Below are 20,548 nucleotides of genomic sequence, written 5' to 3'. Positions count from 1 at the left end.
GGACCCTGGGGGGCCGGCATGGTCGAGGAGCTGGTGGCGGCGGGAGTAGCCGTCGGATGTGCAGGAGTGGTCTATGTGATGGCCGCGGCGCGGGTCGTCAAACAGTACGAACGAGGTGTGGTGCTCCGGCTCGGACGGCTGCAGAGCGGGGTGCGGGGGCCCGGGTTCACGATGATCATGCCGTTCGTCGACCGGCTCCGCAAGGTGAACATGCAGATCGTGACGATGCCGGTCCCCGCGCAGGACGGCATCACCCGGGACAACGTCACGGTGCGCGTCGACGCGGTCATCTACTTCAAGGTGGTCGACGCCTCCGATGCCGTCGTCAAGGTGGAGGACTACCGCTTCGCGGTCTCGCAGATGGCGCAGACGTCATTGCGCTCGATCATCGGCAAGAGCGAACTCGACGAGCTGCTCTCCAACCGCGAGAAGCTCAACCAGGGCCTGGAGTTGATGATCGACTCTCCTGCCGTCGGATGGGGCGTGCAGATCGACCGGGTCGAGATCAAGGACGTATCGCTCCCGGAGACGATGAAACGGTCCATGGCCCGGCAGGCCGAGGCCGACCGTGAGCGGCGGGCGCGCGTGATCAACGCGGACGCGGAACTGCAGGCATCCAAGAAGCTGGCCCAGGCCGCGCACGAGATGGCGGACGAGCCGGCCGCCCTCCAACTGCGGCTCCTGCAGACCGTGGTGGCGGTCGCCGCCGAGAAGAACTCGACCCTGGTGCTGCCCTTCCCCGTCGAACTGTTGCGCTTCCTGGAGCGGGCTCAGCCGGCTCCGCCGGCGCAGCAGCCCCCCGCGGCCGCGCCTGCCGAGCCCGCCCTCGCGCCCGCCCTCGCGTCCGCCGAGTCCGTCCCCGCCGCGCCTGTCGGGTCCGTCCCCGCGCCTGTCGAGCCCGTTCCCGCGCTGCCGGATTTCGGTGCGGCGGATTCGGAAGCCGGGGCTCCGGGCGCGCAGGGAGCGTCGAGAATCGGACAGGACTAGACCTTACCCACTGCCGATCACCCGCTCGCGCGCGGTGTTTGCAACGGGAACCGACGTGGCGAGACCGGCGCCGGTGAAGACACAGGGGGCGCACAGTGTTGGTCACGTGCGCGTCCTGAAGTAGACCTTGTGTGCTACCAGGCGGTATCGGGATAGTGGGCCGCACCATTTGGCATGGACGCGGCTTTCCCAGCGTGAGCGACTCCGTGCCGGTACGCCTTCCGGTCCCCAGGTCTCCACACCGAACGGGCCGACCCCCCACAGGAGGACGTGAATTGAAGCACCGACGCATATCCAAGCGACGTGCCACCGTGGCAGGTGCGGGCATCACCGCACTGATCGCCGCCGGAATCACCTTCCAGACTGCGAACGCCAGTGAGAGTGCCCCGACCCCCACGCCGGACACCCTCTCGGTAGCGAAGGCCGGAAAGCTCGCCTCGACCCTCGGCAAGGACCTCGGTTCGGACGCCGCGGGTACCTACTACGACGCCAAGGCCAAGAACCTCGTCGTGAACGTCCTCGACAAGAGCGCGGCGGACGCCGTCGAGTCGGCGGGCGCCAAGGCGAGAATCGTCGAGAACTCCCTCGCCCAGCTGAAGAGCGCCCGTTCGACGCTCAGCGACAAGGCGTCCATCCCCGGCACCTCGTGGGCGGTCGACCCGGCCACCAACAAGGTCGTCGTCACGGCGGACCGCACGGTCAAGGGCGCCTCGTTGGACAAGCTCGGCTCGGTCGTGAAGGGGCTCGGTTCCAAGGCCGAACTCAAGCACAGCAAGGGGGAGTTCAAGCCCCTGATCGCGGGCGGCGACGCCATCTGGGGCGACGGCAGCCGCTGCTCGCTCGGCTTCAACGTGGTCAAGGACGGCGCTCCGTACTTCATCACGGCCGGGCACTGCACCGAGGCCGTCAAGAGCTGGTCCGAGAAGCAGGGCGGTCCTGTGATCGGTGAGAACGCCGACTCCAGCTTCCCCGACAACGACTACGGCCTGGTCAAGTACACCGGTGACACCGCGCACCCCAGCGAGGTGGACCTCTACGACGGTTCGACCCAGGCCATCGCCAAGGCGGGCGACGCGACCGTCGGCCAGAAGGTGCAGCGCAGTGGCTCGACCACGCAGGTGCACGACGGCACGGTCAAGGGTCTCGACGCCACCGTGAACTACGGCAACGGCGACGTCGTCAACGGACTCATCCAGACCGACGTCTGCGCCGAGCCCGGCGACAGCGGGGGCGCGCTCTTCGCGGGTGACACCGCGCTCGGCCTGACCTCGGGCGGCAGCGGTGACTGCAGCGCCGGCGGGGAGACGTTCTTCCAGCCGGTACCCGAGGTGCTGAGCGCCGTCGGTGCGGAGATCGGCTGAGGTAGGAGTGCCCCCGGACGGGGGCAGCAGGATGGGGCCGGTCCGCTCGTGGCGGACCGGCCCTTCCGCGTCCACCCGGCCCTTCCGCGTCCACCCGGCCCTGCCTGCCTGCCTGCCTGCCGGTGAAGCTCCCCGCGGCGGTCAGCGCCGCCTTCGGTCCGTTCAGCCGGTCCAGGGGGACGATCAGTTTGCGCAGGGAGCGGTAGCGGGCGGGCCGGGCAGGGTGCCCGGCTCGCCCGGCTCAGCGGCGGTGGGCGCCCGTGTCCTCCTCCATCGCGGGCCGCCGGCCCGGCTGGCGGTCTCCGCGCAGTGCGGACATGACCAGGGTGACGGCGGTGCCCACGACCGCCCAGGCGGTGAGCACCAGCATCGGTCCGGTGATCGCGTTGCCCTTGAAGTACGCGATCGAGCGCGCCACCCAGGTGCCCGCGCCCGGCGGCAGCCAGGGGCCGATCTCCTTCCAGAACGGCGGCAGCATCGGCAGCGGGAAGGCGCCGCCCGCGCTCGGGTTGCCCGCGATCACGACGAGCAGGACGGCGAGGCCGATGCCCACGATGCCGGTGAGCGACTGGAGGGCGAGCGTGATCATGCCGACCCCGAAGACGACGAGGGAGCCCAGGCCCCACAGCCCCATGATGCTGCCGGGCAGGGCGCCGAGGATCGGCCCGATGATGATCGCGCCGCCGAGGCCGCCCGCGATCGAGTAGAGCGCCATGACGCCGGTCCTGATCAGCGCGCGCCCGCCGTTGGAGGCCCGGGATCCCGCGCTGATCGCCAGGATCGAGGCGCACAGATAGCCGCCTACGCACCAGCCGACGACCAGGTAGAAGGACGAGAGCCCGTCGAAGTCCTTGGCGGACGCCGGGGCCACATCCACGCTCTTGACCGTGCGCTTCTCGGCGCCGTCGACCTGGGTGGCGATCTTCTCCAGCGCGGTGGCGAGGACGGTGCCGCCGCCCGAGCCGACCAGGAGGGTGTCGTCGGTGCCCCGGGGGTCGAGGAGCAGGGCGCCGTCGATGTCGCGGTTCATGATCTGGTGCCGGGCCGCGGCCTCGTCCTTGACCACACGCGGGTCGAGTGGGCCGCCGGGAAGTTTTCCGAGCTTGTCCGAGGTCTCCTTCGCCGCGGGGCCCGGAGCGACGACTCCGAAGGGCACGTCTTTCGGCTTCGGGTCGTGCAGGGCCCCTACGTAGGAGGCGATGAACAGCAGTTGCAGGGCCAGTACGCCGATGACCAGCAGGGCTGCTCGCGGGGTGACGGCGCTCTTCACATCATCGGTGAAACTCATGCCCCCCACGCTCCGTGGCCCCTGCCGTTCCCGCAGGTGGGCGGGGCCGAATGGGCGAAGCAGGCGCGGGGCGGGACGGGTGCCGTACGCCGGTGTCGTACGTACGTTCGAAACTTGGTCTATGGTGGAGGCGGGGGATGTGAGAACGGATCGATTCAGGGTTTCAGGAGGTGCGTGTGCTCGGGTTCACGCATCTGCACACCGTCTCCGGGTTCTCCCCGCGGTACGGGGCCTCGCATCCGGAGCTTCTCGCCGAGCGCGCCGCCGAGCGGGGCATGGACGCCCTCGCGCTCACCGACCGGGACACCCTCGCGGGAACCGTCCGGTTCGCCAAGGCCTGCGCGAAGGCGGGGGTCCGGCCGCTGTTCGGGGCCGAGCTCGCGGTGGGGGAGCCGGCCTCGGCGCCCGGTGCGCGGCGGCGGACCCCGGTGCGTGGAGGTGCCTTCATCGACGAGTCGACCCCGCGCGTGACCTTCCTCGCCCGCGACGGCGCCACGGGCTGGGCCGCGCTGTGCGGCCTGATCACCGCCGCGCACCGGAGCGGCGAAGGGCAGCCCGTGCTTCCGTGGGAGGAGAACCACGGCGACGGCATGACCGTGCTGCTCGGCCCCGCCTCCGACGTGGGCCGCGCTCTGGCCGCCGGGCGCCCCGACCGGGCCGCCCGCCTCCTGGCCCCCTGGCGCGAGCGCTACGGAGACGCGCTGCGCCTTGAGTCCGTGTGGCACGGCCGCGAAGGCACCGGACCCGGTTCGCTCCGCCTCGCCGCCCGCACCGTCGGCTTCGCCGCCGAGCAGGGCGTCCGCCCCGTCCTGAGCAACGCCGTCCGCTACGCCGACGCGGGGCTCGGCCCGGTCGCCGACGTACTCGACGCCGCGCGCCGCCTCGTCCCCGTCGACCCGACCAAGGAACTCGACAGCGGAGAGCGGTGGTTGAAGGGCGCCGACGCCATGCTGGGCAACGCCGAGCGGATCGTGGAGGCGGCCGGTTTCCGCCGCGACACCGCCCACCGCCTCGTCGAGCAGACCCGGTCGGTCGCCGCTGAGTGCCTCGTCGACCCCGAGGACGACATCGGCATCGGCTCCGTGCGCTTCCCCGAACCGCACCTCGTCGGTGCGGGGCACCGCACCGCGCAGCGCGTGCTGGCCTCACGGGCGGCGGCGGGGATGGTCCTTCGGGGATACGACAGGCGCCGCACGCATCGCGCGTACTGGGAGCGGATGCACCACGAGCTGGACATCATCGCGTACCACGGCTTCGCCTCCTACTTCCTCACCGTGGCCCAAGTGGTCGACGACGTACGCGACCTGGGCATCCGTGTCGCGGCGCGCGGCTCCGGCGCCGGGTCCCTGGTCAACCACCTCATCGGCATCGCGCACGCCGACCCCGTCGAGCACGGCCTGCTCATGGAGCGGTTCCTGTCCACACGGCGGGCCGTTCTGCCGGACATCGACATCGACGTGGAGTCGGCCCGCCGTCTTGAGGTCTACCGCGCGATCATCGGCCGCTTCGGCACCGAGCGGGTCGCCACCGTCGCCATGCCCGAGACCTACCGGGTCCGCCACGCCATCCGCGATGTGGGCGCCGCCCTCTCCATGGACCCGGCCGAGATCGACAAGATCGCCAAGTCCTTCCCGCACATTCGCGCGCGAGACGCCCGCTCGGCGATGGAGGAGCTGCCCGAACTGCGGGCGGTGGCAGGAGAAACGGAGAGACACGGACGGCTGTGGGACCTGGTCGAGGCCCTGGACGCGCTGCCGCGCGGGGTCGCCATGCACCCGTGCGGAGTGCTCCTCTCCGACGCCTCGCTGCTCGCGCGTACGCCCGTCGTGCCCACCAGCGGCGAGGGCCTGCCCATGTCCCAGTTCGACAAGGAGGACGTGGAGGACCTCGGGCTGCTCAAGCTCGACGTGCTCGGCGTGCGGATGCAGTCGGCGATGGCGCACGCGGTGGGGGAGGTCGAGCGGGCCACGGGGGAGCGGGTCGACGTGGACGCGGTGCCGCCGGGCGACCCGGCGACGTATCAGCTCATCAAGTCCGCCGAGACGCTCGGCTGCTTCCAGATCGAGTCGCCGGGCCAGCGTGATCTGGTCGGACGGCTGCAGCCCGCGACCTTCCACGACCTGGTCGTCGACATCTCGCTCTTCCGGCCGGGACCGGTCGCCGCCGACATGGTGCGGCCCTTCATCGAGGCCCGGCACGGCCGCGCGCCCATCCGCTACCCGCACCCGGACCTCGCGGGGCCGCTCAAGGAGACGTACGGCGTCGTCGTCTTCCACGAGCAGATCATCGACATCGTGAACATCATGACCGGCTGCGGGCGCGACGAGGCGGACCGGGTACGCCGCGGGCTCTCCGACCCCGAGTCGCAGGGGCGGATCCGGTTCTGGTTCGCGCAGCAGGCGGCGGCGAAGGGGTACGACGCCGAGACGATCGGCCGGACCTGGGAAATCATCGAGGCCTTCGGTTCGTACGGCTTCTGCAAGGCGCACGCGGTGGCCTTCGCCGTGCCCACCTACCAGTCGGCGTGGCTGAAGGCCCATCACCCGGCCGCCTTCTACGCGGGGTTGCTCACGCACGACCCCGGCATGTACCCGAAGCGGCTGCTGCTCGCGGACGCGCGGCGGCGGGGGGTGCCGATTCTTCCGCTGGACGTGAACCGGTCCGCGGTCGCTCACCGTATCGAACTGGTGTCTGATAACTCCGGATCCCGGGAGGTGTGGGGCCTGCGCCTCGCGCTCTGCGACGTCCACGGCATCAGCGAGGCCGAGGCCGCGCGGATCGCGGACGGGCAGCCCTACGCCTCGCTCCTCGACTTCTGGGAGCGGGCCAGACCCGGAAAGCCGGTCGCGCAGCGGCTCGCGCAGGTCGGCGCGCTCGACGCGTTCGGCGCCAACCGCCGCGATCTGCAGCTGCACCTGACGGAGCTCCGGCGGGGCTCGCGGGGCCCGGGTGGCTCGTCCGGGGCTCAACTCCCCTTGTCCGGCGGGCGGAAGACGGCATCCGCGGGGCTGCCCGACCTGGACGACGCGGAACGGCTCAGCGCCGAACTCGGCGTCCTGGGCATGGACTCGTCGCGCCATCTCATGGGCGACCACGCGGAGTTCCTCCGGGAGCTCGGCGTGCTGACGGCCCGCCGTCTGCGGGAGGCCGAACACGGGGCGACCGTCCTTGTCGCGGGCGCCAAGGCGGCCACCCAGACCCCGCCGATCCGCTCCGGGAAACGGGTCATCTTCACCACCCTGGACGACGGTACGGGCCTGGTCGACCTGGCCTTCTTCGACGACGCCCACGAACGGTGCGCGCACACCGTCTTCCACTCCTGGCTGCTCCTGGTCCGCGGAGTGGTGCAGCGGCGCGGGCCGCGCAGCCTCAGTGTGGTCGGCGCGGCGGCATGGAATCTGGCGGAACTGGTGGAGCTGCGGCAGGAGGGCGGGCTGGAGGCGGTGGGGGCGCGCCTCGCCGAGCCAGGTCCAGAAGGGGCGCCCGGGTCCGATGAGGCACCGGCGGACGACGGCCGACGTATCCGGATGCCCACGGGGTACGAGATGCACCCCTGGGCCGACCTCCAGCCACCCGGCGAACGGGCGGCGACAGGGCGGAAGTTGTGGCACCAGAGTCCAGGGAGCGCGGGATGAGTACCCTTTGCGTGCGATTTCTCCTGCCGCCCATGTACGAGGCCGCCGTACCCCGGCTGCTCCTGCTGCTCGGCGAGTTCAGCCCCGTCGTCGAGGCCCTGCCGCCCGACGCCGCGCTCGTCGACGTGCGGGGAGCGATGCGCTACTTCGGGCGCGACGCCGTCGAGCTCGCCTCGGTGATCCGGGTGCGGGCGCTCGCCCTCCACGGGGTGGACTGCGTGATCGGTGCCGGGCCCGGGCCGATGCTGGCGCGGATGGCCGTGCGGGGAGCCGCGCCGGGGGTGACCCGGGCCGTGGGGCCGGAGCCCGGCGCCATCGCGGATTTCCTCGGGCCGAAGCCGGTCGCCGAACTGCCCGGGGTCGGCCGCGCCACCGCCCGCACCCTCTGCGGGTACGGGCTCGACTCCGTCGGCAAGGTGGCCGCCGCGCCGCTGTCCACGCTGCAGCGCCTCGTGGGGGCCCGCGCGGGGCGCGAGCTGTACGAGAAGGCGCACGGCGTCGACCGCGCGCACGTCGTGCCGAACGCCGCCGCCCGCTCCCTGGCCTCCGAACGGCCCTTCCCCCGAGACGAGTTGGACGCCGCGCGACACCGCAGGGCACTGCTCTCACTCACCGATGAACTCGGTGCGCGGATGCGCGACGAGGGTCAGGTGTGCCGCTCCCTGACCCTGACCGTGCGGTACGCGGACCGCTCCACGACGACCCGCACCCGTACGCTGCCCGAACCGACCGCACACTCCGGCGCGCTGACCACGACCGCGTACGGGATGTACGAGGCGCTCGGCCTCCAGCGGGCCCGAGTGCGCGGCATCTCGCTGCGCGCCGAAGGGCTCGGGCCCGCCGAACAGGCCGCCCACCAGCTGATGTTCGACCCGGTGGACGACCGGGCGCGGCGGATCGAGGCGGTGGCCGACCGGGCGCGGGCGAAGTTCGGCCCTGGCGCGATCGTGCCGGGAACGCTGGCGGCGTAACCGGGTCTCCGTGGCTACGGACGCGGCTACCGGTATGGCCGCACGTGCGGCCACAGGTCGCGGGGCGGCCACACCCGGGGCGGCTCCGGTAGCCCGTGGGAGTACGACCGCGGGCCAATACCCCCACGGGGGAAGGGCACATACGATCGGCGCATGGACATCGACCCAGGTCAGCGCGCGCCCGAAGAGGCCGAAAAGGTCGAGGGGGCCGAGCGGGCCAAGGGCGCCAAGGGTGCCAAGGGGGCCGAGCGGGCCAAGGAGGGGCGGAGCCGAAGCGTGCCCGGGCGCCTGTGGCCGTCGGCGCGCACGGGCCTGGCCTGGAGCGGGGCCGTCATCTACCCGTTCGTCACGTACGTGACCTTCGACTACGGGCAGCACGGCTTCGACATCCTGATGGTCCTCGCGTCGATCGCGCTGACGGCCGTGGTCGCGTCCCTCCTCAGGCGCAGGCCGCTGCCGGCCCTCGCCTTCCTGCTCCTGGGCGCGGTGGCGGCCACGATGGAGATGCGCAAGATCGAGGTCAGCTATCTCCAGACGCTTGCCGGGGTCTGCGCCGTCGGCTACCTCGCCGCCACCCGCCCGCGCCGCACCTCGATCGCCGCCGCCCTCATGGCGTTCACCACCCAGGCCGTCACCCTCTTCGCCTTCCCGCCCGACGGCGGCTGCCAACCCGCCACCTACCGGGCGAACCGCTGCGAGACCTCGGGCTGGGCCGGCAACAACGGCGAGACCGTGGCGCTCATCGCCGTCGCCCTCATCGCCGCCTGGATGGCGGGCAGTTCGGTCCTGGAGCGCCGCACGCACGCGGACGCGCTGCGCGCCCAGGCCACAGACCGCGCCGTCACCGCCGAACGGCTGCGCATCGCACGGGAGTTGCACGACATGATCGCCCACAGCATCGGCGTCATCGCCATCCAGGCGGGCGTGGGCAGCCGGGTCATCGACACCCAGCCCGCGGAGGCCCGCAACGCGCTCACCACCATCGAGGCCACCAGCAGGGAGACCCTCGCGGGGCTGCGCCGCACGCTGGTCGCGCTGCGCAGGCCGGAGTCGGAGCCGGGGGCCGCCGATGGCGCGCCGGGCTCCGGCAGCCGCGACGCGTCCGGGCCGCCCCGCGAACCCGCCCCGGGGCTCGCCGACATCGACCGTCTCGCCGCGTCGGCGCGGGACGCCGGGGTCCGCGCGGAGGTCCGTCGGCTGGGGGAGCGCGAACCCCTGCCTCCCGACATCGACCTGGCCGCGTTCCGCATCCTCCAGGAGGCCCTCACCAATGTCGTACGGCACGCAGGAACGGACACCTGCCGGGTGACCGTCGAGCAGCGGGACGGCAAGCTGTCCCTCCGGATAGAGGACGACGGTCGCGGCGGACGCCTGCCCGCGGGCACCGGGTTCGGCCTGGTCGGCATGCGCGAGCGAGTCGCCCTGCTGCACGGCAGGTTCACCGCGGGACCGCGTCCTGAGGGCGGCTTCCGGGTGACGGCCCTGCTTCCCCTGCCGCCGGTGGAGGTCCGATGACCGGCCCCGCCGTTCGCGTCGGCCCCACCGTCAGCGTCGTACTCGCCGACGACCAGCCCCTCGTCCGCGCGGGCCTGCGCGTCCTGATGGCCGACACCCCTGACATCGAGGTCGTGGGGGAGGCCGGGACGGGCGCGGAGGCGGTCCGGCTGGCCCGTGACGTACGCCCCGACGTCGTGGTGATGGACATCCGCATGCCCGGCATGGACGGCATCGAGGCGACCCGGCTGATCACGGCGGAGGCCGGGACGACGCGCGTCCTGGTCCTCACCACCTTCGACGACGACGATTACGTCTACGGCGCGCTGCGCGCGGGCGCGAGCGGATTCCTCGTCAAGGACATGGCACTCGAGGACATCCTCGCGGCGATCCACGTGGTGGCCGCGGGGGACGGCCTGATCGCGCCGAGCGTCACCCGGCGCCTGATAGAGGAGTTCGCCGCGCGGCCCGATCCGGCGCCGCGGGCCCGGCGGACGGTCGAGGGCATCACCGACCGGGAGTGCGAGGTGCTCACGCTGGTGGGTCGCGGCCTGTCCAACGCGGAGATCGCGGCCGAACTCTTCATCACCGTGGCCACGGTGAAGGCGCATGTGGCGCGGCTCTTCACCAAGCTCGACTCCCGGGACCGGGTCCAACTGGTCATCATCGCGTACGAGGTGGGGCTCGTGACGCCCCCGCGCTAGGCGCCCCCGCGCTAGGCGCCTTCGCGACAGGCGCTGCGGGGTGACGACCGTGCCAGTATCTGCTGGAAGTTTTACCGACGCGTAACTTCACACTTTTGCTACTCGCCCGTAATTTGTCGTGTGCACGGCATCCTCGTGATCCGGATCACAGGGCTCACCCATCACAACTCCCTTGAGCCGCAAGGAGATCACCCGATGCTGCCCTGGAGACGAGCGCTCAGAGCGTTCACCGCAGCCCTTCTCATGACGGGCGCGCTCACCCTCACCGCCCCCACCGCCACCGCCACCGCGTCAGCCGCCCCCGCCGCCCCCGCTGCCTCGTCGAGCGGCTGGAACGACTACGGCTGCAAGCCGTCCGCCGCCCACCCGCGCCCCGTGGTCCTCGTCCACGGCACCTTCGGCAACTCCGTCGACAACTGGCTCGTCCTCGCGCCCTACTTGGTGAGGCGCGGCTACTGCGTCTTCTCCCTCGACTACGGCCAGCTGCCCGGCGTGCCGCTCTTCAACGGGCTCGGCCCGATCGACAAGTCGGCCGAGCAGCTCGACGGCTTCGTCGACAAGGTACTGGCCTCTACGGGCGCGGCGAAGACGGACCTCGTGGGCCACTCGCAGGGCGGCATGATGCCCCGCTACTACCTGAAGTTCCTCGGCGGAGCGAAGAAGGTGAACGCCCTGGTCGGCCTCGCGCCCGACAACCACGGCACCACCCTGCTCGGCTTCACCAAGCTGCTGCCCTACTTCCCTGGCATCGAGGACCTGCTCACCACCAAGACCCCGGGCCTCGCCGACCAGGTGGCGGGATCACCGTTCCTGACCAAGCTCAACGAAGGCGGCGACACCGTCCCGGGCGTGCGCTACACCGTCATCGCCACCAAGTACGACGAGGTGGTCACCCCGTACCGCACGCAATTCCTGAACGGCCCCGGCGTACGCAACGTCACCGTCCAGGATCTGTGCGCCGCGGACCTCTCCGAGCACGTGGCGATAGGGATCCTCGACCGCGTCGCGCACCACGAGGTCGCCAACGCGCTCGACCCGGCGCACGCGACGCCGAGTACGTGCTTCTCCTGAACGGCTCCGCACGGACAGAGGGCCGCCGCCTCCCCGTGACGTGACGTGACGTGACGTACGAGGAGAGGGCGGCCCTCACGCCGCAGAATCCGGCCGACCGGGTTCTGCGGCGGCTCAGCGGCTCAGCGGCCGTGGCGCGCCGTGCGGCGGCGGGCCGTGCCGAACATGGCCGCGGCACCGATGGCGAGCGCGGCGGCGCCGCCGATCGCGATGTACGGCGTGGTGCTGTCCCCGCCGGTCTCGGCGAGGTTCTCGTTGGCCGCCGCGACGGGCTCCTGGTCGCCGCTGTTCACCTCGGGCTGGTTGGCGGCGGTGTCGTCACCCGCGGCCGGGGCCGCCTCGGAGGCCTCGGCGCCCGTCTTGGCGTCGCTGTCGCCGTGGCCGTGGTGCTCGACGGTGGACTTGTCCGCGCCCGCGGCGATGTCCTTCTCGGAGGGCGCGGAGGCGGCCGGGGCCGGTGCTGTCGCCGTGCCGCCGCCGCTGTCCTTGCCGAAGACGACGTCGGAGCAGGTGTAGAAGGCCTCGGGGGAGTCCGAGCGCTGCCAGACCGAGTAGATCAGGTGGCGGCCCGACTTGGCGGGGACCTTGCCGTCGAAGACGTAGTCGCCGTTCTCCATCTTCGGGTCGGCGACGTCCACGAAGGGCTTCTCCTCCAGGTCCGACCACTTCAGGGGCTTGGCCGGGTCGTACGAGTCCTTCGTGATGTACAGCTCGAAGGAGCCCTTGTGCGGGGCGGTGCCCTTGTAGTGGAAGGTGTGGTTGCCGCCGGACATCTTGCTGGACGGCCAGTCGGCGCGCGGCAGGTCGAGCCCCTTGTACTTGTCGTTGCCCGCGCTGCACAGCTTCCCGTCGGGGATGATCTCCTTCGACTTGCCCGCGGCGTTGGCGATGTTCACGCCGTTCCAGTCGTAGAAGGCCTGCGCGCCACTGGCCGCGACAGCCGCCTTGCAGGCAGCCGACGTCGGGGACTCCGGGCCCTCCTGGAAGCACGCGGAGACACGGCTGACCGGGTCCGTCATCGAACCGTGCGCGGCGGCGGGGGCGGCCGAAAGGGCGGTCAGGGCGAGCGGGGCGATGCCGGCGGCGGCGATCGCGGCGACCTTGCGACGTGCGGTCATGAGTGGTTCTCCTCAGCGGCGGTTCTGGGGGGCGGGGGACCCGAGACGGTTGCGAACGGCCGGTGCCGCCCCCCCGATTACGTGCGGCGCCGACGGTTCGTAACCGGCCCGGCGACGAGAAAACTAGCCGCTGAAATCGCCGAAATCGCCTGCTGGGAGGGGTGATGGCGATCTTTATGGTGCGGTTAAGGGAGGGCTAACCGGGGGCTCAGGCTGGGCGCTTGTGAGCCCCGGTTTGACCTGTACGTGAGCTACGGGACAGCCCGTGGGGGTACGGGGCGGGTCGTTTCCCTGATCGCTCGCTAGGCAAGATATTCGGGATGAAGTACTGAGGTGCAACCGATGAGCGGCGACGGTGACCTATGGGTGCCCAGCTTCGCAACGAAGAGCTGCGGTGACCTCGAGTTGGAGCAGGTAGCGGCACGCATAGGGGTGTCACCCAACGTGATCGCTACGCTGGTACGCGCCGTCGTGGTCAGACGGGCAAGTTCCAGCCCGGCCCATCGGGAGTCCCGAGCCACACGCGTTGCGTGTGTGCGGTGATCGTGAGGCCTTGGCGCCAAGCCCGAGACGCTCGGCAGATGAGCTGCCCGAGGGTGAGCCGGTCGAGGATGTGCCGTGGCAGTGCGAGGCTACGGTGAGCATGGCAGCACGCCTGACCAGGAGTGGCCTTGTGATGGACCGTCGTGCGGCGTCGAAAGCGATCGCCGCGGCTGCTGTGGGCGGCGCTGCGCTGCTCGAACCCCTCGAAGGATGGCTACTGCCCCCGGACGGCCATCCCGCGGTAGTGCCTGTAGCACTGCCCGGCGGGCGGCTCGGAGCACGGGAGTGCAATGAACTGGAGTCGACTCAACTCGCGGGGATGGCCGCGACGATGCCGGTGACGTCACGGGCGGAGTCGAGCAAGCACACCACGCAGTCGATGCCGCGGAGCGTACGCAGTCGGGTCGAGTCCGGACGCAGCTTGGTGTGCTGTACCCGTACACGGTGGGGCGCGACGTGAGCCGCGGTCTGCGAGAGGCGCGGGATAGGATTCGCGCCCTGTTGGCGAGCTGACGAATTGGGGAGCGGGCGTGGCCACGTACGCCGTAACCGGGCACATGGACTTGACCGACGAGAGCGTCGAGCTTGTACGGACGGCGCTGCGCGAGGTGTTCGTGCGGCACGCGGAGGGTGAGCTCGTCGGAGTGTCGTGCATCGCGGCCGGCTCCGATTCGATCTTCGCCGAGGAACTGCTTGCGGCCGGCGGGCGTCTCGTGGTCGTGCTGCCTTCGCACGACTACCGGCAGGCGAAGGTGAAGCCCGAGCACGCCGAGACCTTCGACCGACTCGTCGCGGCGTCCGCCGAGGTCGTCGTGATGCCGCACGAGACTGCGAACCGCTCGGCGTACGAGGCAGCGAACTCGGAACTGCTGAGGCGCGGCGATCGGCTCGTCGCGGTGTGGGACGGTGCTCCGCCGTCGGGCAAGGGCGGGGGTACGGCCGACACCGTCCTTGAAGCACGCGAGGCGGGTCTCGCGGTTGATGTCGTATGGCCTGAGGGCGCCGCGCGACGCGGCTGACACCCGGAGCCACCCCCGGACGCACGAGGGCATCAGACGGCGCGAAAGGCGTGATCCACTCTTGTGGCGTGAGGTGCCCGACGGCAGCATGAGCGCATGGCGGACAAGAGAGCGGACAAGAGATGCGTTCACGAAATGCTGGTGGAGCAGTGCACGGAATGCGCTCCGGTCCCCGAGGGGTTGCCGTCCCACGTCTTGGTCACCGCAGGTGGACAGGTCTTCCATCGCACGACGCGCTGTGCGGGGCTGCTCGACGGGCAGCGGCAGGCCGGTCGTCAGGGCAAGGAGATCCACACTCCCCGAAGGAAGCCGCTCGCCGAGGCGAGGGCCAAGCTGGGCGCCTGTCTGATCTGCTTCCCCGGCTACCGGCCCGGCGCGACCCGCCCCTGACTGACCTTGCACGCCGGGGCGGTTCACGCCCGACTGCGCCCACCGGAACGGCTCACGCCCGACTGCGCCCACCGGAGCGGTTCACGCCTGACTCCGCCCACCAAAACGGCTTACGCCTGACTCAGCCCCCCAAAACGGCTCACCGCACCCACCGATACCGCCGCTCCGGCCGCCCCGTCCCCCCGTACCGAAGCGTCACCTCCACCCGCCGGGTGTCCGCGAAGAACTCCAGATAGCGGCGGGCGCTGACCCGGGAGAGTGCCCCCTCCTGCGCGCACTCCGAGGCGGAGAGGCCGCCCGGGTGCCCCCGCAGCGTCTGCTCGACCAGGTCCGCGGTGTGGGCCGCCAGGCCCTTCGGGAGTTCGCGGGAGCCGGGTGGGCGGGGGCCGAAGAGCTGGTCGATGTCCTCCTGGCGCGCTTCGTCGAGGCCGTCAAGGCGGGCCCGCAGCGCGGCCACGTGCAGCAACTGCTCCCGCAGCGCCGCCTGGTTGAACGGCTTGATCAGATAGTGCAGCGCGCCGGCCCGCAGCGCCGCCCGCACGATCTCCGCGTCCCGCGCCGCCGTGATGAACAGCGCGTCCAGCGGCTGGCGGTCCCGGTCGCGCTCCTCAACGGCCCGCACCTCCCGTAGCACCGCGATGCCGTCCATATCGGGCAGATAGATGTCAAGGAGTACGAGATCGGGGCGCAGCCGCTCCACCGCCGCCAGCGCCTCCGTACCGCTGTGCGCCACTCCCACCACCGAGAACCCGTCCACCGCGGACACATAACGGCTGTGCAGTTTGGCGACCATGAAGTCGTCGTCCACGACCAGCACCCTTGTCATCGCCGCAGGCTATGGGCGATACCACAACGACCACAACGTCCGTTGATTCCGGAAGAGAGACAGCTTCTTAACGCGCAGGCAACATGTGGGCCACCTCACAAGTATCCCCGTCCCCGCGGACAGTGGCCGGGTTCCCGCCCCCACGGGGAACCCGGCCGCATCAATTCCCCAGCAACGACTACGTACCGACAGGTGGTGGCACCCGTGCGTCTGCGCACACCCCTTGCCCTGCTCGGGGCCGCGCTGCTCGTGCTCGCAGGGCCGCCGCTGCTCTCCACGGGCAGCGGCTCCGAGACCGGCACACAGATCCCCGGCCTGCGCCTCATGGTCCCCAACACGCCGGGCGGCGGCTACGACATCACCGCCCGCACCGCGGCTAAGAACGCCGAGGACGCCGGACTCACCCACAACATCGAGGTGTTCAACCTCCCCGGTGCCGGCGGCACCGTAGGGCTGAGCCGCCTCGTCGGCGAGCACGGCAACGGCAAGCTCGCGATGTCCATGGGGCTTGGCGTCGTGGGCGCCGCACGCTCCAACGACTCGCCCAAGACCCTCGCCGACACCACCCCGATCGCCCGCCTCACCGAGGAGCCGGACGTCGTCGTGGTCTCCAAGGACTCGCCGTACAAGAACATCGATCAGCTGGTCACCGCCTGGAAGAAGAACCCGGGCAAGCTCCCGGTCGGCGGCGGCTCTTCCCCCGGCGGACCCGACCACCTCGCCCCCATGCTGATGGCGCGCGCCGCGGGCATCGACCCGAAGAAGGTCAATTACGTTCCCTTCGACGGCGGCGGTGAACTCCTCGCCTCGATCCTCGGCAAGAAGGTCGCCTTCGGCGTCTCGGGCGTCGGCGAGTACCTGGACCAGATCAAGTCGGGCGAGCTGCGCCTCCTCGCGACCACCGGACCCAAGCGGGCCAAGGGCCTGGACGGGCCGACCCTCAAGGAGTCCGGCTACGACGTGGACTTCACCAACTGGCGCGGCATCGTCGCCCCGCCCGGCCTCTCCGACGCCGAACGCAAGAAGCTCACCGGCCTGGTCAAGAAGCTCCACGACTCTCCACAGTGGCGCGAGTCCCTCAAGACCAACGGCTGGGACGACGCCTTCCTCACCGGCGACAAGTTCGGTGACTTCCTGGCCGAACAGGACAAGAGCGTGGTGTCCGTGCTGAAGGAGCTGGGACTGTGACGACGACCACCGAAACCCCGCCCGACGAGCGCGGCGGCGACCGCCGTACCTGGCTGCGCGAGCACTCCGAACTCGGCGTCTGCGTCATGCTGTTGGCCCTCGGCGCGCTCGTCCTCACCGACGCGCTCACCATGGACGTCGAGATCGCCCAGCGCGGCCCTATAGGCCCCAGGACGGTACCGATCGTCGTGGGCGTCGGGCTCCTGGTCGTCGCCGTGATCCTCGCGATCGACGTCCTGCGCGGCGGCCGCGGCGAGGCCGAGGGCGGCGAGGACATCGACCTGTCCGAACCCGCCGACTGGCGCACCGTGCTGCTCCTCGCCGGCGTCTTCCTCGGCGCCGCCGTCCTCATCGAACCGCTCGGCTTCCCCGTCGCGGGGGCCCTGCTCTTCTGGGGCGCCGCGTACGCGCTCGGCAGCCGTCACCTGGACCGCGATCCGCTCATCGCGGCAGGGCTCTCCCTCCTCACGTACGTCGTCTTCAACAACCTGCTCGGGGTGCCGCTGCCCGGCGGACCACTGATGGGAGTGCTGTGACATGAACGCCTTCAACTCCCTGATGGACGGCTTCGGTACGGCCCTCACCCCCATGAACCTGCTCTGGGCCGCCGTCGGCGTGCTCCTGGGCACCGCGATCGGCGTCCTGCCCGGCATCGGTCCCGCGATGGCGGTGGCGCTGCTCCTGCCCGTGACGTACGGCCTGGAGCCGACCGGCGCGTTCATCATGTTCGCGGGCATCTACTACGGGGCGATGTTCGGCGGCTCGACGACCTCGATCCTCCTGAACACCCCGGGTGAGAGCGCCGCGGTGGTGGCGGCGATGGAAGGCAACCCGATGGCCAAGGCGGGGCGCGGCGCACAGGCGCTCGCCGCCGCGGCCATCGGCCACTTCGCGGGCGGCATCATCGGCACGACCCTCCTGGTGGCGCTCGCGCCGACGGTCGCGAAGCTCGCGGTCGACATCGGGGCGCCCGACTACTTCGCCATCATGGTGCTCGCGTTCATCGCCGTGACGTCCGTCCTCGGCTCCTCGCGCGTACGAGGAATCGCCTCGCTCCTCATCGGTCTCACCATCGGCCTGGTCGGCCTCGACCAGATGACCGGACAGCAGCGCCTGACCTTCGGCTCGCTCCAACTCGCCGACGGCGTCGACGTGGTGATCGTCGCGGTGGGCCTCTTCGCCATCGGCGAGGCCTTGTGGGTCGCGGCCCACCTGCGGCGCACGAGCGGCGAGGCGATCCCGGTCGGCCGCCCCTGGCTGGGCAGGGCAGACCTCAAGCGCACCTGGAAGTCCTGGCTGCGCGGCCCGCTCATCGGCTTCCCGTTCGGCGCGATCCCGGCCGGGGGCGCGGAGATCCCCACCTTCCTCTCGTACGTCACCGAGAAGCGCCTGTCCAAGCACAAGGACGAGTGGGGCAAGGGCGCGATCGAGGGAGTGGCGGGCCCCGAGTCGGCGTCGTCGGCGTCGGCGGCCGGAACGCTCGTCTCCATGCTGACCCTGGGCCTGCCCACGACGGCGGTGGCGGCGGTGATGCTCGCCGCCTTCCAGCAGTACGGGATCCAGCCCGGACCGCTCCTCTTCGAGCGCGAACCGGACCTGGTGTGGGGCCTGATCGCGTCCCTCTTCGTGGGCATGATCCTGCTCCTGGCCCTGAACCTGCCCCTCGCCCCGGTCTGGGCGAAGCTCCTTCGCATCCCGAGGCCCTACCTCTACGCGGGGATTCTCTTCTTCGCGGCGGTGGGCGCGTACGCGGTGGGCGGCGAGGCCCTCGACCTGGTGATCCTGCTGATCATCGGCCTGATCGGCTTCGGGATGCGCCGCTACGGACTGCCCGTCCTACCGGCCGTCATCGGCGTCATCCTCGGCCCGAACGCCGAGCAACAGCTGCGCCGCGCCCTGCAGATCAGTGACGGCAGCGTCAGCGGTCTGTTCGACACGCCCTTCTCGATCACCGTGTACGTGATCATCGCGTTGATCGTGCTCTGGCCGCTCGCGAAGAAACTGCTGGTGCGGGGCAGGAGCAGTGACGTAGACGTAGAGGCATGACCGACGACATCCGCCACACCGGCGCAGCCATCCGGCGCGCCACCGCCGCCGACGTCCCCGCCGTGAAGGCGGTGACGGACGCGGCCTACCACCCCTACATCGAGCGCATCGGTGTCGTGCCCGTCCCCATGGAGGCGGACCACGCGGCGGACGTGGCGGCGGGGCGGGTGTATGTCACCGGCGACCCGGTGGTGGGCGTCCTGGTCCTCGTCCCGCACGAGGACCACCTGTTCCTGGACAGCGTCGCGGTCCACCCCGAGGCGGCGGGCCACGGTGTGGGCCGCCGCCTGCTCGCCTTCGTCGACGACCGGGCGCGTGAGCTCGGACTGTCGGAGGTCCGGCTCTACACGAACGCGATGATGTGGGAGAACCGAAGGCTCTACCCGCGGTACGGCTACGAGATGGTGGAGCGCAGGGTGGACGGGCCCTACGACCGCTACCACTACAAGAAGAGCCTCTAACGCTTCGGGCCCTGTCGGGGGCGGCTCATGCCCTGCGGGCGCCGGCTCTCACCCGTCGGGCCACCAGGTCCGCTGGATGTCCTTGCGGACCTCGGGGCGTTCACGGGTCCGGTCCTCGGCTTCGTGCTTCTCCCGGACTTGTCGATTGGTGGGCTTACCGACGGTCTTGTGCACGGTCACACGGCGCATGGCTGCCTCCCTGTACTACCGATGTCCAAGGTGGGACGTCTGTAGACCTCTGCGGGGAGGGTTTCTCATCCGAGTCGGATTGTCAGTGGCGGGTGTCACCCTCGGGACATGACGATCGACTGGGACATCGAGGCGGCCACGTTCGACGACGAGCCGGACCACGGGCTGCGGGACACGGTGGTGCGGGACGCGTGGGCGCGGCGGCTGCGGGACTGGTTGCCGGATACCACGGGCGACGTCCTTGACCTGGGCTGCGGCACCGGAAGCCTGTCCTTGCTGGCGGCCGAGCGTGGGCACCGCGTCACGGCGGTGGACCGGTCCCCGAACATGGTGGAACGGGCCCGCGAGAAGCTGTCGGGGCACGAGGCGGAGGTGCTGGTCGCAGACGCCTGGGAGCCTCCGGTGCGGGGACGCCGTTTCGACGTGATCCTGGCCCGGCACGTGCTGTGGATGGTGCCGGATCCGGCAGCGGTGCTGCGGCACTGGTGCGGGCTGCTGCGGCCGGAAGGACGCCTGATCCTCATCGAGGGCGTATGGGGCACGACGAACCCCACCGGCATCCCCATGGACCGCTTGATCAGCGCGCTGACGCCCCTGGCCGCCCGTCTCCACTCCGAGCGCCTCTCGGGCGACGAGCGGCTGTGGGGGAGGAGGGTGGAGGACGAGCGTTACGCGGTGGTGGCGACTCTCCCCGCACTCCGCCGCCACGAGGAGGTCAGCCGCCACGAGGAGGTCAGCCGCCACAAGGAGGTGGTGGACGTCCACCTCATCCTCCGCCGCGGCGACGAGGTGCTTCTCGCCCGCCGCGCCAACACCGGCTACGGCGACGGCTTGTTCAACGTCCCCTCCGGCCACGTCGAACCCGGCGAGGACGTCCGCACGGCCGTGCTCCGCGAGGCCCACGAGGAGATCGGCCTCACTCTCACCCCCGAGGACGTGAGCGCCGAGCTGGTCCTCCAGCACCGGGGCCCGGGCGGAGAACCCCGCATCGGCTGGTTCTTCGAAGCGACGTACGGCACGGGCGGCGAGCCCTTCAACGCGGAGCCCCACAAGTGCGACGAACTGAGCTGGCACCGTGCGGCCACGCTGCCGGACGACATGGTGGCGTACTGCAGGGCGGCACTCGAGGCGTGGCGCGCGGGGGAGAGATTCGCCCTGCACTGGCAGGAGGAGGGCGATGCGGTGAGATATGAGGAGGGTGGGGATGGGCGGACGGTTGTCCTTGCCCGCCCGAGGTCGGGGGCCGGGGGCTGAGTT

At 71.0% G+C, this 20,548-nt stretch carries 18 protein-coding genes; 14 read left to right on the top strand and 4 right to left on the bottom strand.

The window, feature by feature from the left end; all coding sequences use genetic code 11:
• The first annotated feature begins 18 nt into the window (after nt 1-18).
• Both ACFVXC_RS34070 and ACFVXC_RS34065 read left to right on the top strand, forming a co-directional pair.
• The gene (locus tag ACFVXC_RS34070; RefSeq protein ID WP_389913458.1) at nt 19-987 is read left to right on the top strand and encodes a slipin family protein; all 969 of its coding nucleotides are present in this window, start codon (nt 19-21) and stop codon (nt 985-987) included.
• A 275-nt stretch (nt 988-1,262) separates the two neighbouring features.
• Entirely contained in the window at nt 1,263-2,348 is a 1,086-nt protein-coding gene (locus ACFVXC_RS34065) for a S1 family peptidase (RefSeq protein WP_389913455.1), read from the top strand.
• A gap of 241 nt (nt 2,349-2,589) precedes the next feature.
• Here ACFVXC_RS34065 and ACFVXC_RS34060 read toward each other — a convergent pair whose 3' ends face one another.
• Nucleotides 2,590-3,636 carry a DUF3533 domain-containing protein gene (locus ACFVXC_RS34060; protein WP_389913452.1) on the bottom strand — a complete coding sequence of 349 codons (1,047 nt, stop codon included), beginning with the start codon at nt 3,634-3,636 and terminating at the stop codon, nt 2,590-2,592.
• Between the two features lie 176 nt (nt 3,637-3,812).
• Between ACFVXC_RS34060 and ACFVXC_RS34055 the strand changes: the two genes are divergently transcribed.
• The 5 genes from ACFVXC_RS34055 (at nt 3,813) to ACFVXC_RS34035 (ending at nt 11,511) form a co-directional block, all read left to right on the top strand.
• Nucleotides 3,813-7,271, top strand: coding sequence for a DNA polymerase III subunit alpha (locus ACFVXC_RS34055; RefSeq protein ID WP_389913450.1), 3,459 nt, complete (start codon nt 3,813-3,815; stop codon nt 7,269-7,271).
• Nucleotides 7,268-8,242 carry a hypothetical protein gene (locus tag ACFVXC_RS34050; RefSeq protein WP_389913447.1) on the top strand — a complete coding sequence of 325 codons (975 nt, stop codon included), beginning with the start codon at nt 7,268-7,270 and terminating at the stop codon, nt 8,240-8,242. Before ACFVXC_RS34055 ends, ACFVXC_RS34050 begins: the two co-directional genes overlap by 4 nt.
• Nucleotides 8,243-8,395: 153 nt before the next feature.
• The gene (locus ACFVXC_RS34045) at nt 8,396-9,757 is read left to right on the top strand and encodes a sensor histidine kinase (protein WP_389913444.1); all 1,362 of its coding nucleotides are present in this window, start codon (nt 8,396-8,398) and stop codon (nt 9,755-9,757) included.
• Nucleotides 9,754-10,440 carry a response regulator gene (locus tag ACFVXC_RS34040; RefSeq protein WP_389913441.1) on the top strand — a complete coding sequence of 229 codons (687 nt, stop codon included), beginning with the start codon at nt 9,754-9,756 and terminating at the stop codon, nt 10,438-10,440. Before ACFVXC_RS34045 ends, ACFVXC_RS34040 begins: the two co-directional genes overlap by 4 nt.
• A gap of 195 nt (nt 10,441-10,635) precedes the next feature.
• On the top strand, nt 10,636-11,511 hold the full coding sequence (locus ACFVXC_RS34035; RefSeq protein WP_389913438.1) for an esterase/lipase family protein: 876 nt from the start codon (nt 10,636-10,638) through the stop codon (nt 11,509-11,511).
• 122 nt (nt 11,512-11,633) lie between these two features.
• Here the strand turns inward: ACFVXC_RS34035 and ACFVXC_RS34030 are convergent, their stop codons facing one another.
• Complete coding sequence (locus ACFVXC_RS34030; protein WP_389913435.1) at nt 11,634-12,629, bottom strand: lytic polysaccharide monooxygenase; 996 nt, start codon at nt 12,627-12,629, stop codon at nt 11,634-11,636.
• A gap of 1,073 nt (nt 12,630-13,702) precedes the next feature.
• Between ACFVXC_RS34030 and ACFVXC_RS34025 the strand changes: the two genes are divergently transcribed.
• Together ACFVXC_RS34025 and ACFVXC_RS34020 are read left to right on the top strand one after the other, a co-directional pair.
• Entirely contained in the window at nt 13,703-14,191 is a 489-nt protein-coding gene (locus ACFVXC_RS34025) for a hypothetical protein (RefSeq protein WP_389913432.1), read from the top strand.
• A gap of 96 nt (nt 14,192-14,287) precedes the next feature.
• Nucleotides 14,288-14,581, top strand: a complete 294-nt coding sequence (locus tag ACFVXC_RS34020; protein ID WP_389913429.1) for a hypothetical protein — start codon at nt 14,288-14,290, stop codon at nt 14,579-14,581.
• Nucleotides 14,582-14,720: 139 nt separating this feature from the next.
• Here the strand turns inward: ACFVXC_RS34020 and ACFVXC_RS34015 are convergent, their stop codons facing one another.
• Complete coding sequence (locus tag ACFVXC_RS34015; RefSeq protein ID WP_389913426.1) at nt 14,721-15,407, bottom strand: response regulator; 687 nt, start codon at nt 15,405-15,407, stop codon at nt 14,721-14,723.
• A 204-nt stretch (nt 15,408-15,611) separates the two neighbouring features.
• Between ACFVXC_RS34015 and ACFVXC_RS34010 the strand changes: the two genes are divergently transcribed.
• Genes ACFVXC_RS34010 through ACFVXC_RS33995 form a run of 4 tightly spaced genes read left to right on the top strand, consistent with a single transcriptional unit; the run spans nt 15,612 to nt 19,102 of the window.
• Complete coding sequence (locus ACFVXC_RS34010) at nt 15,612-16,595, top strand: Bug family tripartite tricarboxylate transporter substrate binding protein (protein ID WP_389913642.1); 984 nt, start codon at nt 15,612-15,614, stop codon at nt 16,593-16,595.
• The gene (locus ACFVXC_RS34005) at nt 16,592-17,131 is read left to right on the top strand and encodes a tripartite tricarboxylate transporter TctB family protein (RefSeq protein ID WP_389913423.1); all 540 of its coding nucleotides are present in this window, start codon (nt 16,592-16,594) and stop codon (nt 17,129-17,131) included. Before ACFVXC_RS34010 ends, ACFVXC_RS34005 begins: the two co-directional genes overlap by 4 nt.
• Nucleotide 17,132: 1 nt before the next feature.
• Nucleotides 17,133-18,641 carry a tripartite tricarboxylate transporter permease gene (locus ACFVXC_RS34000; RefSeq protein ID WP_389913420.1) on the top strand — a complete coding sequence of 503 codons (1,509 nt, stop codon included), beginning with the start codon at nt 17,133-17,135 and terminating at the stop codon, nt 18,639-18,641.
• On the top strand, nt 18,638-19,102 hold the full coding sequence (locus ACFVXC_RS33995; protein ID WP_389913417.1) for a GNAT family N-acetyltransferase: 465 nt from the start codon (nt 18,638-18,640) through the stop codon (nt 19,100-19,102). Before ACFVXC_RS34000 ends, ACFVXC_RS33995 begins: the two co-directional genes overlap by 4 nt.
• Nucleotides 19,103-19,150: 48 nt before the next feature.
• Here ACFVXC_RS33995 and ACFVXC_RS33990 read toward each other — a convergent pair whose 3' ends face one another.
• Nucleotides 19,151-19,291: a hypothetical protein gene (locus ACFVXC_RS33990; RefSeq protein WP_389913414.1), complete on the bottom strand. Its 141-nt coding sequence runs from the start codon at nt 19,289-19,291 to the stop codon at nt 19,151-19,153.
• 108 nt (nt 19,292-19,399) lie between these two features.
• Between ACFVXC_RS33990 and ACFVXC_RS33985 the strand changes: the two genes are divergently transcribed.
• Entirely contained in the window at nt 19,400-20,545 is a 1,146-nt protein-coding gene (locus tag ACFVXC_RS33985) for a methyltransferase domain-containing protein (protein WP_389913411.1), read from the top strand.
• Nucleotides 20,546-20,548 lie beyond the last annotated feature (3 nt).

It is taken from the genome of Streptomyces sp. NPDC058257 (assembly GCF_042881845.1).
Taxonomy (GTDB): domain Bacteria; phylum Actinomycetota; class Actinomycetes; order Streptomycetales; family Streptomycetaceae; genus Streptomyces.
This window is presented reverse-complemented; position numbering and strand designations above follow the sequence as displayed.